The organism is Microbacterium sp. Leaf159, assembly GCF_001423615.1.
GTDB lineage: Bacteria > Actinomycetota > Actinomycetes > Actinomycetales > Microbacteriaceae > Microbacterium.
On record NZ_LMOU01000001.1, the window covers coordinates 814,875 to 832,061 of the forward strand.

Here is a 17,187-nt window from a genome sequence, read left to right on the forward strand (position 1 = left end):
TGCCCACCGGGAAGCTCAGGCGACCTGGATCGTCCAGATGACGTGCATCCGCCAGACCATGATCGCGACGGCGAGCCCGGCGACTCCGAGGATGACCGTGCTCCACCTGCTTCTCTCCATGAGCGCCCAGAGCACCGCACCGATCGGCAGCAGCACCGCGGAGACGAGATAGACCCAGTACTCGAGCAGATCACCCGTCGGAGGGTTGCCCACGAGCGGTGCCACGATCGCGACGACGACCTGCACGACCAGGAGCAGCTCGACGAGCGCGAGAGCGCCGACCGAGAAGTCGCTCGGACGCCGACCGGCGAGACCGAGGATGATGCAGAAGAGTCCGGCGGCGGTCGCCACCGCGATCTGGGCGATCGTCAGCCACAGGATCATCGGGTCGCCTCGGGCATGTTCATCGCGCTCTTCAAGTCAGCTCCCCGTCGCTCGACGACGCCGACGAGCACACCGTCCTCGTCGATCGCGGCGGCCAGGACACCGGTCAGTCGAGAGGCCTGGTCGGTGAGCCGTTTGCCGTGCCGGAGATCCCTGGCATCCGCCGCCGAGACGGGGAGCGGGTCGAGCACCCGTGCTGCCGCAGCGGCCGGAGTCAGAAGCGCCGTCTCGACGATGTCCTCGATCACCACGGCATCCGCGACGTCGAAGTCGCCGACTCGGGTGCGTCGCAGCGCAGTGAGGTGTCCTCCGACGCCGAGATCTGCGCCGAGATCGCGGGCCAGTGAGCGGATGTAGGTGCCGGACGAGCAGTCGACCACGACGTCGAGATCCAGGAAGCCGTCGCCCGAGCGCTCGGCGAGGATCTCGAACCGGGAGACCGTGACATCGCGCGCGGCGAGGACGACCTCCTCCCCGGCCCGCACCCGGTCGTAGGCGCGTCGGCCGTCGACCTTGATCGCTGACACCGAGCTCGGCACCTGCGAGATCTCCCCCGTCAGCGTGGCCACACCCGCCGCAACCCGCTCCGGAGTCACCGCATCCCACGCCTGCTCGGGCGCGCGTGTGAGGATCTCGCCGTCGGCGTCGTCCGTGCCGGTCGTCTGCCCGAGCCTGATCGTCGCCTCGTACGTCTTGTCCGCGCCGACGATGTAGGTCAGCAGGCGCGTGGCGCCCTCGACGCCGATCACGAGCAGGCCGGTAGCCATCGGATCGAGAGTCCCGGCGTGCCCGACCTTGCGGGTACCGAGCGCCCGTCGCGTGCGCGCAACCACATCGTGGCTGGTCAGTCCAGCGGGCTTGTCGACGAGGAGGATGCCGGGCGAGACCATCCATCAAGCCTACGGTGCGACCGGATGCTCAGCCGCACACCTCGTACGAGGGCTCGTCCCGGGTCGTGACGACGATGTCGGATGCCACGTCCGCGCCCTCCCTGAACTCGAAGAAGACATGAGCCGCGTCGTCGCTCGCAAGCATGAGCCACGTGCCGCCTCCGATCTGCGCGGTCCCCTCCTGCGCATCCGGGTACGCCGCGAGGACTTGAGCCTTCGTCGCTCCGAGCCCGATCCCCTCCGCCGTGACGGGACTCGGGACCGGTGTCGGGGTCTCGGCGGCCGTGTAGACCGAGATCTCCCCGATCGGCGCCGTGTCGCTTTCCGTGCCTCGCACGAAGTAGACCCCATAACTCGAGTCCGGCGCATTCCACCATGCGGTCCACGCGCAGTTCTCGGTGTCGTTCGTCCACGTCTCGGGTAGGCCGGCGAGAGTGGTGGTGAGGTCGCCGCCGATGTCGATGGGACCGACGCCGCTTTCGCTGATGACCCACGTCGTCGGATCGGCGGGGTCGGCGGTCGGCACTGCGCTGGGCGATGGCGAGGGGGTCGGAGTCGCGGTGGCGGACGGCGACGGGTTGGACGTCGGCGCCGACGCGGGCTCGGACGCGCACCCCGCTATCGACCCCACGAGGAGCATCCCCGACATGATCGCCATCGTCGTCTTCATCTTCATCTGTCCCGCCTCCGGTGCGCTTCGGTTCGCCTAGGCTGTCGAGGTGCCCTCGACGTCTCATCCCGCTGCTGCGACGATGGAGCCTCTGGCTGCATGGTATCGGGAGGCCGCACGCGATCTTCCGTGGCGACGCCGCGAGTTCCACGAGGAGTTCGGTGCCTGGGGAACGCTCGTCAGCGAGTTCATGCTGCAGCAGACGCCGGTGACGCGGGTGATCCCGCATCTCGAGGCCTGGCTCGCGCGATGGCCGACACCGCGTGCTCTGGCAGGCGCCACCCCTGCCGAGGTCGTGCAGCAGTGGGCGAACCTCGGTTATCCCCGGCGGGCGCTGTGGCTGCATCGGGCTGCGATCGAGATCACGGACCGCCACGAGGGCGTCGTTCCCCGCGATGTCGAGCCGCTCCTGCTCCTCTCAGGCATCGGCGATTACACGGCCAGGGCGGTCGCCGTCTTCGCCTACGGCGACCGGCATCCCGTCGTCGACACGAACACACGTCGTGTGCTCGCCCGGGCGATCCTCGGGCAGGCGCAGCCCGGTTCGCCGTCTCGTCGGGACCTCGACCTCATGGACTCGCTGCTCCCCGCGGGCGATGCCGAGTCTGCCGTGTTCAACGCGGCCGCGATGGAGCTCGGCGCGACGGTCTGCACGTCGCGTTCGCCTCGCTGCGAGATCTGCCCACTGATCGACGACTGTGCCTGGGTGGCGGCCGGACGCCCCGACACCGGTGACACTCGACGACGCCAGGCGACTTTCGAGGGCTCCGACCGTCAAGCCAGAGGCGCGGTCCTGCGGGTCCTTCGCACCGCAGCCCCGGAGCCGGTGCTTTTGCAAGGCGTGCTGCCCGACTGGCCGGATCCGCTTCAGCGCGACCGAGCGATCGATTCGCTCATCGCCGACGGGCTCGCCGAAGCCGACGGCGAGACGCTCTCACTCCCCCGTTGAGACCTTCTCCCCCGGGGGAAGCCGGTCAGACGTACTGCCCGATGCGATGTGCCAGCACGGTGAGCTCGACCCTCGTTCGCACCTCCAGTTTCGCGAAGACGCGCCCCAGGTGCACCTCGACGGTGCGGACCGAGACATGGAGCGAATCGGCGATGTCTCGATTGGATGCACCGCTGACGACGAGCATCGCGACCTCGAGTTCCCGGGCTGTCACTATCGACTCCCAGACGCGTCGGCACGACGAGAGCGGGTCGCCGGCCGACGTGGAAAGACGATTCTCCGAAGCGAGCCGCGCGGCGATCGCGCGCGACCACGCAGTTGCGCCTGAGACGTCCAGAAGACTGACAGCGGTCGCGAGATGCTCTCGCCCGATCTCCAGGTCGCCCCTGATGAGGGAGCGTGTTCCGATCATGGCCTCGACCCGCCCCCGAGAGAAAGGAGAGGTGAGCGTCCGCGCTGCATCGACGACTCGTGGCCGTTCGACACGCCAATCCTCGTCCGAACAGCTCGTGATGCGAACCCTCAGCTGCTGAGCGAGGGTGATCTCCGGTGGTTCGATCCGCTGTGTGCTCCACGAAGCGATGTCCGCGACCACGATCGCCTCTTCCAGGCCCGGCACAGACATCGTCGTCTGGGGTGCTCCGCGATCCCGCCAGACGCGCATGCACGCTGCCGCCTCAGCGGAAGCACCTGCGAGGAAGGCCTCGATTCCCCGATCGACGAGCTGGTCGATGCGGACGGGCGAAGGGAGCGCGGAAGTCAGCGCTCTGGCGAACGGGCCGAGCCTGCCGAGCACAGCGAGATCGAGCCGCCGAGCGATGACCACTCCGAGCCCCGCGAACGGGACTGCGATCGGCAACTCCAGTGAAGCTCTGAGCATCGTCTCGCGTGCGGCGCCGATGTCTCCGCGCCACATGAGCAAGAGCACCTCCACGACCGCCCGGTAGGCACCGACGAGCGGACTGGACTCGAACCCGGCGACGAACGGATCGACCTCGACGTCTATGCCGGAGTCGCCCACGGCAAGCAGCCTGAGTCCTCTGTCGACATCTCCTTCGATCGCCGCATGCAGCGCCCGCAGCATCCCCCCAGTGAGGGGGCCCGCTCCGTGCACGTCCTCCGCGCCGCGGTCACCCCCGACGAGCCAGGCGAGCGCGACGACGGGATCACGCAGTGATCGCTCCGCTCCCGACCTCGCGCACCCCTCTCGGAGCTCGTCGAGCCAGAGGCGCATCCCGGGGCGGTCGCCGCGTTCGGCACACAGCACTGCGGCGAAGGCGGCGGCACGCGCCCAGGAGTACCAGAGCCCGGCGTCATCGCTGCGGGGTCGAAAAGCCTCGGCATCGAACTGCGGTACCGCGCCTCGAAGGTGGGCTTGGGCGACGAGCAGACCGCCCAGTCCTTGCAGCCGCTGATGTTCATCGCCGTCGGGGAAGAGCTTCGCGAGTGTGCTCGCCGCTTCGACTGCGTGTCCGGCGGCGATCGCTGCGACACCCGCGACCAGGTTCGCCTCGTCCCTGGTCGTGCCACTCGCGTGAGCCGCGGCCTCTGCGGCGAGGTGGAAGGCCCTCTCACTGCGCCCAGCCTCGGAGAGCTCCCTCGCTATGCGAGTCAGTTCTCCTGCCGCGACCGGCTCCCCGTGCATCGATGCGCGAGCCCTGTGCCAGTCCGCGTCGACCGCTTCGCCGCGTTCGCGGAAGACACGGTGCAGTCGCGCGTGGACGGCTAACGCCACGGATCGTGAGGTAGTCGCTCTCAGCCAGATGGCCAGACGCGGCTCGACGAGGCGGACGCGCCCCGCATGCATGTCCAGATGTCGACCGGCTGCGCCCCGGTGCAACTCGGCTGCGCTCTCACCTGCGAAATCGAGGAGCGGAGCAAGCCTGTCGTCGAGGCGCAGCGAGACCGCCACCAGAACCTCGCGATCGGCGGGGGCGAGTTCCAGATGCGCGAACAGAGCCTCGATCGAGGGGACCATCGGCAACGGGGACGGCAGCGCCCTCAGACCCCGGCGTTGAGCGGCATCGAGCCTGGCGGCAACGGCCCTGATGGTCGGGCCGTCCGCCGCAAGCTCGGAAGCGAGGCGGGCGGCGACATGCGGCGCACAGCTCAGCTCATGCGCCAGGAGGTCGTCGAGGATCTCCTCCATCACCGCCGATGCGACCGAAGTCACCCCGTGCGCACGCGAAGCGTCGATGCCGAACCCCCCAGTCCCCACGGGCGACCGCCCATGCGGACTGAGGTTATCAATACACGCGGATCCTCAGACGAGGGCTCCGATATTCAGGACTGCGTGTCGTCGTCGTCCTGGCGGATGTAGGGGTCTGCGTCGCCTGCGTGTGATGCGGAGGACGCGAGCTTCGCCACATCGGCGTCGCGCTGCTGAGCCTCACGGAGGAGAGCCGAGATGTGGTCGGCGTTCTCAGGCAGCGCGTCGGGGATGAACTCGAGCGTCGGGACGAGTCGAGTGCTCAGCTGCTTGCCGACCTCGCTGCGCAGCATCCCGGTCGCCGATGTCAGCGCCGCCCCGCTGGAGAGACGCTCCTCTTCGGTGCCGAGCACCGTGTAGAACACCGAGGCGTGCTGCAGGTCGCCGCTCACGCGGACGTCGGTGATCGTCACGAAGCCGAGGCGCGGGTCTCGCAGCCCCTTCTCGAGTCGCTCAGCGAGGATCACACGAATGCGATCGGCCAGACGTGCCTGTCGTTCACCAGCCATTGTTCTCTCCCTCTACGTACCCTTCGGGCGAGGATGCATGACGCATCCTCGCNTTCTCGACCAGCTCAGTGGTCTCGATCTCGTCGCCGATCTGGATGTCGTTGAACTTGCCGAGGCCGATACCGGCCTCGTAGTCCGTGCGCACCTCGGTGACGTCGTCCTTGAAGCGACGCAGCGACTCGATGGCGAGGCCATCGGCGATCACCACACCGTCGCGGATGACACGAGCCTTGGCGTTTCGCGTGATCGTTCCCGACCGCACGATGACACCGGCGATGTTGCCGAACTTCGAGGAGCGGAACACCTCGCGGATCTCGGCGACACCCGACTGGATCTCTTCGTACTCCGGCTTGAGCATGCCCTTGAGCGAGCTCTCGATCTCGTCGATCGCGTTGTAGATGACCGAGTAGAACCGGATGTCCACGCCTTCACGCTGAGCGCGCTCGCGCGCCTTCGTGTCGGGGCGGACGTTGAAGCCCACGATGATCGCGTTGTCGATCGTCGCGAGGTTGACGTCGGACTCCGTGATCGCACCGACACCGCGGTGGATGATGCGGAGCTGCACCGAGTCGTCGACCTCGATCTTGAGCAGCGACTCCTCGAGTGCCTCGACGGCACCCGAGACGTCACCCTTGATGATGAGGTTGAGCGACTCGACCTTGCCCTCTTCGAGAGCACGGGTGAAGTCCTCGAGCGAGATGCGCTTGCGGGCCTTGGCCAGCTGGGCGTTGCGCTCGACCGCTTCACGCTTCTCAGCGATCTGACGGGCCATGCGGTCCTCTTCGGTGACGATGAAGACGTCGCCGGCACGCGGCACGGAGTTCAGACCCTGCACCTGCACCGGACGCGACGGGTAGGCCTCGAGGACCTGCTCGCCGTTCTCGTCCGCCATCGCACGCACACGGCCGTAGGCCGTTCCGGCGACGATCGCGTCTCCGACGCGGAGCGTTCCGGACTGGATCAGCACCGTGGCGACCGAACCGCGACCCTTGTCGAGCTTCGCCTCGATGGCGACACCGCGAGCGGCCTTGTTCGGGTTGGCCGTGAGGTCCAGACCAGCGTCGGCCGTGAGCAGCACCGCGTCCAGGAGATCCTGGATGCCGGTGTTGGCACGTGCCGACACATCGACGAACATGACGTCTCCGCCATACTCCTCGGCGACCAGACCGTACTCGGTGAGCTGCTGACGGACCTTGGCCGGGTTGGCGTCGGGCTTGTCGACCTTGTTCACCGCGACCACGATCGGCACGTTCGCCGCCTGGGCGTGGTTCAGCGCCTCGACCGTCTGCGGCATGATGCCGTCGTCGGCCGCGACGACGAGGATCGCGAGGTCGGTGACCTGCGCTCCACGTGCACGCATGGCGGTGAACGCCTCGTGACCCGGGGTGTCGATGAAGGTGATGGCACGCTCGATGCCCTCGTGCTCCGTCCACACCTGGTACGCACCGATGTGCTGCGTGATGCCGCCGGCCTCACCGTCGATGACGTTGGTCTGTCGGATCGCGTCGAGGAGTCGCGTCTTACCGTGGTCGACGTGACCCATGACGGTGACCACCGGAGGACGGATCTCGAGGTCGTCCTCGCTCTCCTCCTCGAGCTCCTGCTCGAGGTTGAGACCGAAGCCCTCGAGGAGCTCCTTGTCCTCGTCCTCGGGCGAGACCATCTGGATCTTGTAGCCGAGCTCGGCACCCAGTACCTCGAACGTCGCCTCGTCCAGCGACTCGGTGGCCGTGGCCATCTCGCCGAGGTTGAAGAGGATCGTCACGAGGGTTCCGGGCTGGACCGTGTAACCGGTCAGCGTCTCGATCTTGTCGGCGAAGTCCGCGATGGATGCGCCACGGCGCATGCGGATGATCTCCCCGTTACCGCGGGTGACGTTGACGCCACCGACGACCGGGGCGCTCCGCATCTCGAATTCCTGCCGCTTCGCCCGCCGCGACTTGCGCTGCTTGCTCTTGCCGCCGCCCTTGCCGAAGGCACCTGCGGTACCTCCACCGGGGCCACGACCGCGACCGCCACCGCCACCGGGACGACCTGCGAAGCCACCGCCGGGACGAGCGCCGGGGCCCGCACCGGGTCCACCGGCACCACCGGGACGACCGGGGCCACCCGGACGCTGCTGGAACGGTGCACCACCGGGACGACCACCCTGACCGCCGCGCGGAGCGCCGGGACGGGGGGAACCGGGACGAGGCGCACCCGGACGCGGGGCGCCGGGACGCGGAGCCTGCGGACGCGGGATGTTGCCCGGCGTCGGGCGCTGGCCCATTCCCTGCGCCGAGGCGAAGGGGTTGTTCCCCGGACGCGGACCGGTGGGACGCTGTCCCATGCCCTGCGCGGTGGAGAACGGGTTGTTTCCGGGGCGCGGGGCGCCGGGCTTCGGAGCTCCGCCGTCGTTCGACTTCGGAGCCGCGGGGCCGGGGGTCTCCGCCGCCGGAGCAGCAGGCTCGGCCGGAGCCTCGGCTGCCGGAGCAGCGACAGGCGATTCCGGAGCAGGCGCCGGCTTGGGTCCGGGCTTCGGACCAGGAGTCGGTGCACCGGAACCGGGCTTCGCAGCACCGGGGGTCGTAGCATCGGGCGTTGCCTCTGCCGACTTCGCACCGGGCTTGGCAGCACCGGGCTTGGCGGCACCGGGCTTGGCTGCACCGGGCTTGGCTGCAGCAGGCTTCGCTGCGGCAGCGGGTGCCGCATCGCCGGACGACTTCAGCGAGGCGTCCGACTCGATGGCAGCGCGCAGCTTGCGCGCCACCGGAGGTTCGATGGTCGAAGAGGGGCTCTTGACGAACTCTCCGAGTTCCTTGAGCTTTGCAAGTGCGATCTTGCTGTCGACGCCGAGTTCGGCGGCGATCTCGTGTACGCGTGGTTTACCAGCCACAATTCTCCTGTCTGGGGTCGGTCCACCCAGACAGGGCAGACCACTAGTCGCGGACGGGTCTCATTTCGAGCCGTTCACTTTGTTTCCATAGCCGTTCAGCCTTTGTTTCTTGGTGGGTGCTGTTCGATGTTCCGCGTGTCCAGATCGCTGGAGACGCGCAGTGCTCTTCCGAAAGCCCGACGCCGCAGAGCGGCATCCATGCATTCCGGTGTCGGATGAACCCACGCGCCTCGCCCCGGCAGGACAGCACGCTCATCGATGATGAGCGTCTCGTTCTGGGACACCACCCTGAGAAGAGCGGCGCGGGGAGCACGCGTGCGACAACCGACGCACATTCGTACGGGTTCCATCTTACACCTGTGTTCCCGTCCGACTCACGCGAGGGGCGCGAGCCGGACGTGACGAGCGGTCAGTCCAGGACGCTGTCGGGCTGAATATCGATCTTCGCGCCCGTGAGCTTGGCGGCGAGGCGGGCGTTCTGCCCCTCCTTGCCGATCGCGAGCGAGAGCTGGTAGTCGGGCACCAGGGCGCGCACGGCCTTGGTGTTCGCGTCGAGGATGAACGCGCTCGTCACCTTGGCGGGCGAGAGGGCGTTCGCGACGAAGGGCGCGAGTTCCGGATCGAAGTCGACGATGTCGATCTTCTCCCCCGCGAGCTCTTCGGTGACGGCACGGACGCGACGGCCCATCTCACCGATGCAGGCACCCTTGGCGTTGATGGCCGGGTCGTTGGCCCGAACGGCGATCTTCGTACGGTGGCCGGCCTCGCGGGCCAGCGAGACGATCTCGACGAGTCCGGCGGCGATCTCGGGGACCTCCAGCGCGAACAGCTTGCGGACGAGCCCAGGGTGCGTACGCGAGACGGTGATCTGTGGCCCCTTGAGACCCTTCGCGACACTGGTCACGTACACCCGGAGGCGCGACCCGTGCGTGTACTCCTCGCCCGGCACCTGCTCCTCGGGAGGAAGGATCGCCTCGACGGCCCCGAGGTCGACGTGGATCATGCGGGGATTCGGGCCCTGCTGGATCACTCCGGCGACGATGTCGCCTTCCTTGTCCTTGAAGTCACCGAGAACGACGTCGTCCGCGATGTCGCGCAGACGCTGGCTGATGACCTGCTTGGCGGCGAAGGCCGCGATGCGTCCGAAGTCGTCGGGCGTGGCATCCTCTTCGCCGATGATCGCGCCCTCTTCGTCCTTGACGACCTGCAGCACGGCGACGTGCCCGGTCCGACGATCGAGTTCCACGCGAACCCCTTCGGGGGTGGCTCCGTCTGCGGAGACGTGCTTCGAGTACGCGGTCAGGATGGCCTGTTCGATGATCGAGACGAGTTCATCGAAGGGAATCGCCTTCTCCTTCTCGATCCCACGCAGCAGACTCAGTTCGATATCCATGACGGCTCCCTATTCAGCTCTCGTCGCGCGGGTGTGCTCGCACGACATCCGTACCACGATACCCTGTGCCCACCGCCCCATGCCACGGCGGCCGCCGCAGCGCCGCGGCGCCAGGACCGCAGGAGGACCCAGTGACCACGTACGACGCCATCGTCATCGGAGCAGGGATGTCGGGAGTGACGGCCGCGAGGATGCTCTCCGACGCCGGCGAGAGGGTCCTGGTGCTGGAGGCTCGCGATCGCGTCGGGGGTCGGATGAACACCGACCGGACGGCCGGCTTCCCCGTAGACCTCGGAGCGTCCTGGGTGCACGGCATCGACGGCTCGCGCCTCTGGGACCTCGTGCAGGCCCTGGACATCCCCACGATCGAGTACACGGTCGGCAGCTTTCAGGCCGGTGGCCGCCCGATCGAGAACTTCGACGGGAACGGCACGCCGATGGATGCCGCGAGTACGGCGCAGTGGATCGAAGACGTCGCCGCGGCCGACCGCCTGCTGGTCGAGGAGATCGCCACGTCCTCCCCCGGCGACACGTACCTCGATGTGACCGAGCGGGCGCTCGACCGCTCCGGTTTCGATCCGGAGCGCATCGACGAGGTCCGCGAGTTCTTCCGACACCGCGTCGAGGAGCAGTGCGGAGCCTGGATCGGCGACCTCGACGCGCACGGACTCGACGAAGACGCCATCGACGGCGACGAGGTGATCTTCCCGCGCGGTTACGACGAGATCCCCCGTCGTATCGCCGAGGGGCTCGACATCCGGCTCGAGCACATCGTGACGCGGGTCGCTCGGACGCCGGACGGGGTCGTCGTCACGACCGACGCCGGCGACTTCTCCGCCCGCAGCGGGCTGGTCACGGTGCCGCTCGGCGTGCTCAAGGCCGGTTCGATCGACTTCAGCCCACCCCTGCCCGACGCCGTCACGGGTCCCGTCGAGCGTCTCGGCATGGGCGTCTTCAACAAGATCTTCATCCAGTTCCCGGAGCGCTTCTGGGACGAGGAGAGCTATGTGATCCGAGCGCTCGGCGAGGCCGGGGAGCACTGGCACTCCTGGTACGACGTGTCGGCGGTCAGCGGGCTGCCCACCCTCCTCACCTTCGCCGCCGGCCCGTTCGGACGTCGGATGCAGGAACTCGCCGACGAGGAGATCGTCGCAGACGTGCTCGGCGCGCTGCGCACGCTGTACGGCGACGCCGTCGGGGCGCCCACAGCGCACTGGATCACCCGCTGGGGACACGATCCGTTCTCGAACGGGTCGTACTCGCACCTGGCTGTCGGGTCATCGCATCACGACCACGACGACGCGGCCGGCCCCGTCGACGGAGTGCTGCACTTCGCGGGCGAGGCCACCTGGGGCGATGAGCCCGCCACGGTGGGGGCCGCCTACTACTCAGGCCACCGCGCGGCCGAACGCATCCTCGGGCACGAGGTCGATCTCGCCTCGTTCGCGGCAGGGATCAGAGCGCGGGAGCAGAATCCAGCGAGTTGATCGCACCGATCAGACGGAACAGGTTGCCGACCTGGCGCTGATCGAGGTGAAGCGCGAGCCGAGGCAGGTGCAGCACGTCGTCGTCGGCGACCTCGGGCGACCGGGGCGCGGATCGCTCGATACGGCCGCTCACCAGCATCCCGGCGAACTGCTCGTTCAGACGATCGAGCTCGGTATCTGTCGGTTCGGTGCGGAGGCGGAGCACCAGGGTGTCCCCCACCCAGCGCAGCGAATCGTAGTTGCGCCAGAAGCCGGCGATCACCGCGGCCGCCGACTCGACCGAGTCCGTGATGACGACACGGTCGAAGTCGCCTTCGGAGATCACACCGGTCGGCGCGAGATCCTCGTCGATGAAGCGCTTGAGCCCGTTCCAGAACGTACCGCCGGGTTCGTCGAGCAGCACGATGGGCGTCGGCTCGGCCTTGCCCGTCTGCTGCAGAGTCAGGAGCTCGAACATCTCGTCCAGAGTGCCGAATCCGCCCGGAAGGCAGATGAAGCCGATGGACTCCTTGATGAGCATGAGCTTGCGGGTGAAGAAGTACTTCATCGCGACGACATGGTCGCTTCCCGCGACGAGGCTGTTCGCCTTCTCCTCGAACGGCAGCCGGATCGAGACGCCCAACGAGAGCGCAGGACCCGCGCCTTCAGCCGCCGCCTGCATGATTCCGGGGCCGGCGCCCGTCACGACCATCCAGCCGTCCGCGGCGAGAGCCTCAGCGACGGCTCGCGCCTGGACGTAGAGCGGATCGTCCTGCCGCGTGCGGGCCGATCCGAAGACGGTGACCTTCGGCACTCCCTCGAAAGGCGCGAAAAGCCGAAAGGCGTCGCGCATCTCGGCCAGCGCCGCGGACGCGATCTTGAGGTCGAGCCTGTTGGTGCCGTCCTCGCCCAGCAGGATCGCCGTACGCATCATGCGCATCACCAGACGCCGATCGGTCTTGACGCCGGCCTCGTCCAGCACGGCGTTGATCTCGGAGCTCAGCGATTCCGGCAGCGGTTCCTCGGTCATGTCTCCAGACTGTCACGCGTGGCCTGACGCATGTGCGGCGCAACGCCGCTCGCGATCATGTGGCGCTCTTCCTGTCAATCCCCGTGCCTCGCGGTCACACGAGTACGAAGCTGTCGACATGACAGAGATCACTGGACCTGAAGCCCTGGCCCGAGTCGCCGAGCTCGTGGAGGACATCGACTTCACGATGCTGACGACGACAGACGACGACGGCAATCTCGTGAGCCGCCCCATGTCGACGCGGCAGATGGACGACGCCGGCGACATCTGGTTCTTCACTGCGGAAGACACCGAGAAGGTCGACGAAGCACGCAAGCACCACGACGTCGGATTGTCGTACTGCGATGCCAAGGGGATGCGCTACGTCTCGGTCGCAGGCAAAGCGACGATCGTGCACGACCGCGCGAAGATGGAGGAGCTCTACTCCCCCTCGCTGGAGATCTGGTTCGCGGACGGCCTCGACACCCCCGGAATCGCCCTGCTCAAGGTGACACCGACCGTGAGCGAGTTCTGGGAGCCCGCGAAGGGGAAGATCGCCATGGCAGCGGGCGCACTGAAGTCGCTCGTCACCAAGGACACACCCGATGACGACATCATGAACCACGGGCACATCGTCTGCTGACGCCCGACTCGCTCATGAGAACGCCGCGCACCCCGGAATGGGGATGCGCGGCATTCTGATGACGGCGATCAGCGCCGGCTGAGCCTTTCGATGGCCTCGGCCACCGACACGGCGTCGCGCTCACCGGTGCTGCGATCCCACAGCTCGACCTGGCCCTCGGCGGCGCCGCGGCCCACGATGACGATCTTCGGAACGCCGACGAGCTCGGCGTCGCCGAACTTGACTCCGGGCGAGACCTTCGGGCGGTCGTCGTAGAGCACGTCGAGCCCCGCGGACTCCAGCTGCGCCGACAGGTCGGCTGCGACGTCGAATGCGACCTGGTCGCGGCCTGCGGCGACGACCTGCACGTCGAACGGGGCGACGGATGCGGGCCAGATGAGCCCCTTCGCATCGTTGTTCAGCTCAGCGATGATCGCCAGGATGCGCGTCACGCCGATGCCGTACGACCCCATCGTGACGGTGACGAGCTTGCCGTTCTCGTTCAGCACCTTGAGTCCGAGCGCTTCCGCATATTTGCGACCCAGCTGGAACACGTGGCCGATCTCCATACCGCGTGCGAGCTCGACCGGACCGGAGCCGTCAGGAGCCGGATCGCCCGCGCGGACGTTGGCGATCTCGACGATGCCGTCGGCGAAGAAGTCACGCCCTGCGACGACCGAATGCGCGTGCTTCTCGTCCAGGTTCGCACCGGTGATCCAGCTCGTCCCCTCGCTCACACGGGGGTCGACCAGGTAGCGGATGCCGGTAGCCGATTCCTCGCCGAGCACAGCCCCCGTGGGTGACCAGGGGCCGATGTAGCCCTTGACGAGCAGCGGATTCTTCTCGAAGTCGTCTGCCGTGGCGGTCTCGACCTCTGCGGGCGCGAACGCGACCTCGGCCCGCTTCTCATCGACCTCGCGGTCGCCGGGGATGCCGACGACGACGAGCTCACGGGTGCCGTCGAGGTGCGTGAGGGCGAGCACGACGTTCTTGAGCGTGTCCGCTGCGGTGTAGTCGCCGTCCAGGTGCGCGTTCGAGTGCGCGACGAGAGTCTCGATCGTGGGCGTGTCCGGCGAGTCGAAGATCACCGGTGTCGCATCCGCGTCGAACGCGATCGCGTCGGGTACTGCGGTCGTGAACGCCTCCACATTGGCGGCGTATCCGCCGCCGCTGCGGACGAACGTGTCCTCGCCGACGGGAGTCGGGTGCAGGAATTCCTCGCTCCGCGAGCCTCCCATCGCTCCGGCATCCGCCTGGACGATGACGTACTCGAGGCCCAGGCGCTGGAAGATGCGCTCGTAGGCATCGCGCTGAGCCTGGTAGCTGACGTCGAGGCCCTCATCGGACGAATCGAACGAGTAGGCGTCCTTCATCGTGAACTCGCGTCCGCGAAGCAGACCTGCCCGGGGACGGGCCTCATCGCGGTACTTGTCCTGGATCTGGTAGAGCGTGAGGGGAAGGTCCTTGTACGACGAGTACAGGTCCTTCACGAGCAGCGTGAAGGCTTCCTCGTGCGTCGGGGCGAGCAGGTAGTCGCCGCCCTTGCGGTCCTGGAGACGGAACAGCAGGTCGCCGTACTCGTCCCACCGCCCGGTCGCCTCATACGACTCGCGCGGCATCAGAGCCGGGAAGTGCACCTCCTGCGCGCCTGCTGCGGCCATCTCCTCGCGGACGACGGTCTCGATCTTGGCCTTCACGCGGAGCCCCAGCGGGAGCCACGCGAAGATGCCGGCAGCCTGCGGTCGGATGTACCCGGCGCGGATCAGCAGCTTGTGGCTCGCGACCTCTGCGCCTGCAGGGTCTTCACGGAGCGTGCGGAGGAAGAATTTCGAAAGACGAGTGACCACGGGGCAAGTCTACTGACCGGTGGTCACTCGTTTCCCGATGCGTCAGTTGAGTGCGGGGAGTCCGTTGGGGATCACGCCGCCGGCGTACAGGCTCGCCGCGAGGTCCTGCACGGCGGTGAGCGCCACGCGCTGCGGAAGGGGTCCGTAGGAGATGCGAGCGACGCCGAGCTTCTCGTACTCCGACGCCGCGAGGGTGCCGGGCAGCCCGATGACGCTGAGCTTGCCCTCGCCGAGGCCCTCGACGAGCTGACGGGTGATGTTCGCGTCGAGCATCCCGGGAACGAAGACGGCGGTGGCTCCGGCGTCGAGGAACGCACGGCCGCGCTGGATCGCGTCGGCGACGCTCTCGGCGACCGGCCGGTGGCCCGCACGCACGAACGCGTCGGTGCGGGCGTTGAGGGCGAAGGGCACGCCCTCGGCCTCGGCTGCCTTGACGATCGCCTCGACAGCCGCGACCGACTCGTCGAACGGCTTGAGGCGGTCTTCGACGTTCGCACCCACCACGCCTGCGCCGATCGCGAGACGCGTGGTCTCGCCTGCGTCACCGTAACCGTCATCGAGATCAGCGGTCACAGGAACGGAGACGGATGCCGCGATGCGCCCGACCATGTCGATCATGATGTCGCGGGTGATGGTGCCGTCCTCGAATCCGAACGAGGCGGCGATGCCATGCCCCGCGGTGGCGATCGCCTTCGTCTCGGGAAGCTTCGCGACGGCGCGGGCGGACACGACGTCCCACACATTCACGACACGGAGGATCTCCGGAGCCTCGTAGAGTCCGATCAGGGTCTTGGCCTTCGCAGCAGTGGTCATGCCTCCACGCTAACGCCCAGTATTCCGGTCTGGGTCGGACGGACACGCGAATCACAGGTTCCGGACAGTGCGTCGACGTTCATCGACTCGGACCTCACGGTGCTGTTCTCCCTGCAAGTCATTGTCGTGTTCTGGCATGTCGATGTTCTCGACCTAGGCGTGGGTTTTCCCGCCTGATCTGGGGCGGGAATGTCTGTGGTCCGTGGTGTGATGCAGGCATGACGGCACTGATGGACGCGACGGTGGAGCAGCTGGGTGCGCTCGGCGCTGTCACCGAGATGCTCGTCGAGGTCGATCGCACGATCGGGTCGTTGCTGGCCGCACGTGACGGACTCCTCGCTCTCGGGTCGCGGATCGCCGTCGAGGCGGCCGGGCAGGTCGAGGAGGCGACGGCAGACGGAGTCGATCTGGCTACGCGGGCTGTCGCGGCGGAATTCGGCGCCGCTCTGCGGGTCAGCGATCGGACTGTGCAACGGCGCATGCTCGATGCCGAGGTCATCGTGTCTCGGTTCCCGCGGGTGTGGCGGGCGCAAGGTGCAGGTCTCATCAGCGCCGCACATGCGCGGGTCATCGTCGATGCGGGTCGGCACCTTGAAGATCCTGCCGCGCGCGATGCGTATGCCGCGCGGCTGGTCGCGTTCGCGCAGACCGAGTCCCCGAATCGGGTGGGGCGGATGGCGAGGCGAGTAGCCGACCGGTTCCAGCCACGCAGCATCGACGCCCGCCACGCCGATGCCCGCAAGCAGCGTGGCGTATGGGTGAAGAACCGGGCCGATGGGATGGCGGAGCTGAGCATCTTCGGCCCGGCCGCGCTCGTGCACGGCGCGTTCGAGAGGGTCGACGCGATGGCGAAAGCGGCCCTCGCTGATTCGTCGAACGGATCCAGTTCTCGCTCGTCCCGGGACGCATCATCCCGTGACGAGCGCACGCGGGGTCAGGCCCGCTCCGACGTCGCCCTCGACCTTCTCCTGACCGGCGCACCGGCCGGGCACGACACAGAGGGGATGCTCGGAGCCATCCGAGCGACGGTGTCGATCACCGTCCCCGTGATGTCGCTGATCGGCGCGAGCACTGTCCCGGCCGAACTCGACGGGTGCATCCCGATCGACATCCGCACCGCGCAGTTGCTCGCCGGCACGGCGGCCGGGTGGGATCGCGTCCTGACACATCCGATCACCGGAGCGCTTCTCGCGGTCGACCGCTACCGGCCCTCCGCCGCAGTGAGACGACACCTCACAGCCCGAGACCAGCGATGCCGGTTCCCGGCCTGCGGATATTCCGCCCGAGACTGCGACATCGACCACACGCGAGACCATGCCACAGGCGGAACCACCGACGCCGACAATCTCGGTGATCTCTGCCGACGCCACCACTCCCTCAAACACCGCACACCATGGCATGTCGAACACCTCGGCGACGGCGTCTTCGCCTGGACCAGCCCGACAGGCCAGACCTACCTCGACAAACCCCCGGTGCAGAACACCAACATCGTCACGGAGGACGACACACCACCCTTCTGATAATCCTCCGACGGCGCGGATTCCGCCGGTT

14 protein-coding genes and 1 pseudogene are annotated in these 17,187 nt (G+C 67.8%); 4 read left to right on the plus strand and 11 right to left on the minus strand.

The features are described 5' to 3' along the window. Positions 1-15 precede the first annotated feature (15 nt). The 3 genes from ASF80_RS04015 to ASF80_RS04025 are packed head-to-tail and all read right to left on the minus strand — an operon-like array spanning position 16 to position 1,950. The gene (locus tag ASF80_RS04015) at positions 16-384 is read right to left on the minus strand and encodes a hypothetical protein (RefSeq protein ID WP_056308194.1); all 369 of its coding nucleotides are present in this window, start codon (positions 382-384) and stop codon (positions 16-18) included. Then, positions 381-1,274, minus strand: coding sequence for a tRNA pseudouridine(55) synthase TruB (gene truB / locus ASF80_RS04020; RefSeq protein WP_056308196.1), 894 nt, complete (start codon positions 1,272-1,274; stop codon positions 381-383). The genes ASF80_RS04015 and truB overlap by 4 nt, the downstream gene beginning before the upstream one ends. Positions 1,275-1,302: 28 nt before the next feature. Then, positions 1,303-1,950 carry a hypothetical protein gene (locus ASF80_RS04025; protein ID WP_157520971.1) on the minus strand — a complete coding sequence of 216 codons (648 nt, stop codon included), beginning with the start codon at positions 1,948-1,950 and terminating at the stop codon, positions 1,303-1,305. A gap of 76 nt (positions 1,951-2,026) precedes the next feature. On the opposite strand from ASF80_RS04025, the gene ASF80_RS04030 reads away from it, so the two are divergent. Further along, positions 2,027-2,893 carry an A/G-specific adenine glycosylase gene (locus ASF80_RS04030; protein WP_056308200.1) on the plus strand — a complete coding sequence of 289 codons (867 nt, stop codon included), beginning with the start codon at positions 2,027-2,029 and terminating at the stop codon, positions 2,891-2,893. Positions 2,894-2,918: 25 nt separating this feature from the next. On the opposite strand, the gene ASF80_RS04035 is transcribed toward ASF80_RS04030, so the two are convergent. The 5 genes and pseudogenes from ASF80_RS04035 to nusA form a co-directional block, all read right to left on the minus strand. Further along, on the minus strand, positions 2,919-5,066 hold the full coding sequence (locus tag ASF80_RS04035; RefSeq protein ID WP_157520972.1) for a helix-turn-helix transcriptional regulator: 2,148 nt from the start codon (positions 5,064-5,066) through the stop codon (positions 2,919-2,921). A 110-nt stretch (positions 5,067-5,176) separates the two neighbouring features. Continuing rightward, positions 5,177-5,611, minus strand: coding sequence for a 30S ribosome-binding factor RbfA (gene rbfA / locus ASF80_RS04040; RefSeq protein WP_056308204.1), 435 nt, complete (start codon positions 5,609-5,611; stop codon positions 5,177-5,179). Positions 5,612-5,664: 53 nt separating this feature from the next. After that, positions 5,665-8,486, minus strand: a pseudogene (gene infB / locus ASF80_RS04045) (translation initiation factor IF-2); the annotation flags it as partial. Positions 8,487-8,581: 95 nt separating this feature from the next. Then, complete coding sequence (locus ASF80_RS18675) at positions 8,582-8,836, minus strand: YlxR family protein (protein WP_082488176.1); 255 nt, start codon at positions 8,834-8,836, stop codon at positions 8,582-8,584. Positions 8,837-8,895: 59 nt separating this feature from the next. Next, complete coding sequence (gene nusA, locus ASF80_RS04050) at positions 8,896-9,879, minus strand: transcription termination factor NusA (RefSeq protein ID WP_056308208.1); 984 nt, start codon at positions 9,877-9,879, stop codon at positions 8,896-8,898. 131 nt (positions 9,880-10,010) lie between these two features. Between nusA and ASF80_RS04055 the strand changes: the two genes are divergently transcribed. Beyond that, positions 10,011-11,366, plus strand: a complete 1,356-nt coding sequence (locus ASF80_RS04055; RefSeq protein ID WP_056308210.1) for a flavin monoamine oxidase family protein — start codon at positions 10,011-10,013, stop codon at positions 11,364-11,366. On the opposite strand, the gene ASF80_RS04060 is transcribed toward ASF80_RS04055, so the two are convergent. Further along, positions 11,335-12,375, minus strand: coding sequence for a TIGR00730 family Rossman fold protein (locus ASF80_RS04060; RefSeq protein WP_056308212.1), 1,041 nt, complete (start codon positions 12,373-12,375; stop codon positions 11,335-11,337). The two genes, ASF80_RS04055 and ASF80_RS04060, sit on opposite strands and share 32 nt — an antisense overlap. Positions 12,376-12,493: 118 nt before the next feature. Between ASF80_RS04060 and ASF80_RS04065 the strand changes: the two genes are divergently transcribed. Beyond that, positions 12,494-12,997: a pyridoxamine 5'-phosphate oxidase family protein gene (locus ASF80_RS04065; protein ID WP_056308214.1), complete on the plus strand. Its 504-nt coding sequence runs from the start codon at positions 12,494-12,496 to the stop codon at positions 12,995-12,997. A gap of 68 nt (positions 12,998-13,065) precedes the next feature. Here ASF80_RS04065 and ASF80_RS04070 read toward each other — a convergent pair whose 3' ends face one another. Continuing rightward, positions 13,066-14,823: a proline--tRNA ligase gene (locus ASF80_RS04070; protein WP_056308216.1), complete on the minus strand. Its 1,758-nt coding sequence runs from the start codon at positions 14,821-14,823 to the stop codon at positions 13,066-13,068. A gap of 42 nt (positions 14,824-14,865) precedes the next feature. Then, positions 14,866-15,636: an isocitrate lyase/PEP mutase family protein gene (locus ASF80_RS04075; RefSeq protein ID WP_056308218.1), complete on the minus strand. Its 771-nt coding sequence runs from the start codon at positions 15,634-15,636 to the stop codon at positions 14,866-14,868. Positions 15,637-15,854: 218 nt separating this feature from the next. On the opposite strand from ASF80_RS04075, the gene ASF80_RS04080 reads away from it, so the two are divergent. Further along, positions 15,855-17,156 carry an HNH endonuclease signature motif containing protein gene (locus ASF80_RS04080; protein ID WP_056308220.1) on the plus strand — a complete coding sequence of 434 codons (1,302 nt, stop codon included), beginning with the start codon at positions 15,855-15,857 and terminating at the stop codon, positions 17,154-17,156. Positions 17,157-17,187 lie beyond the last annotated feature (31 nt).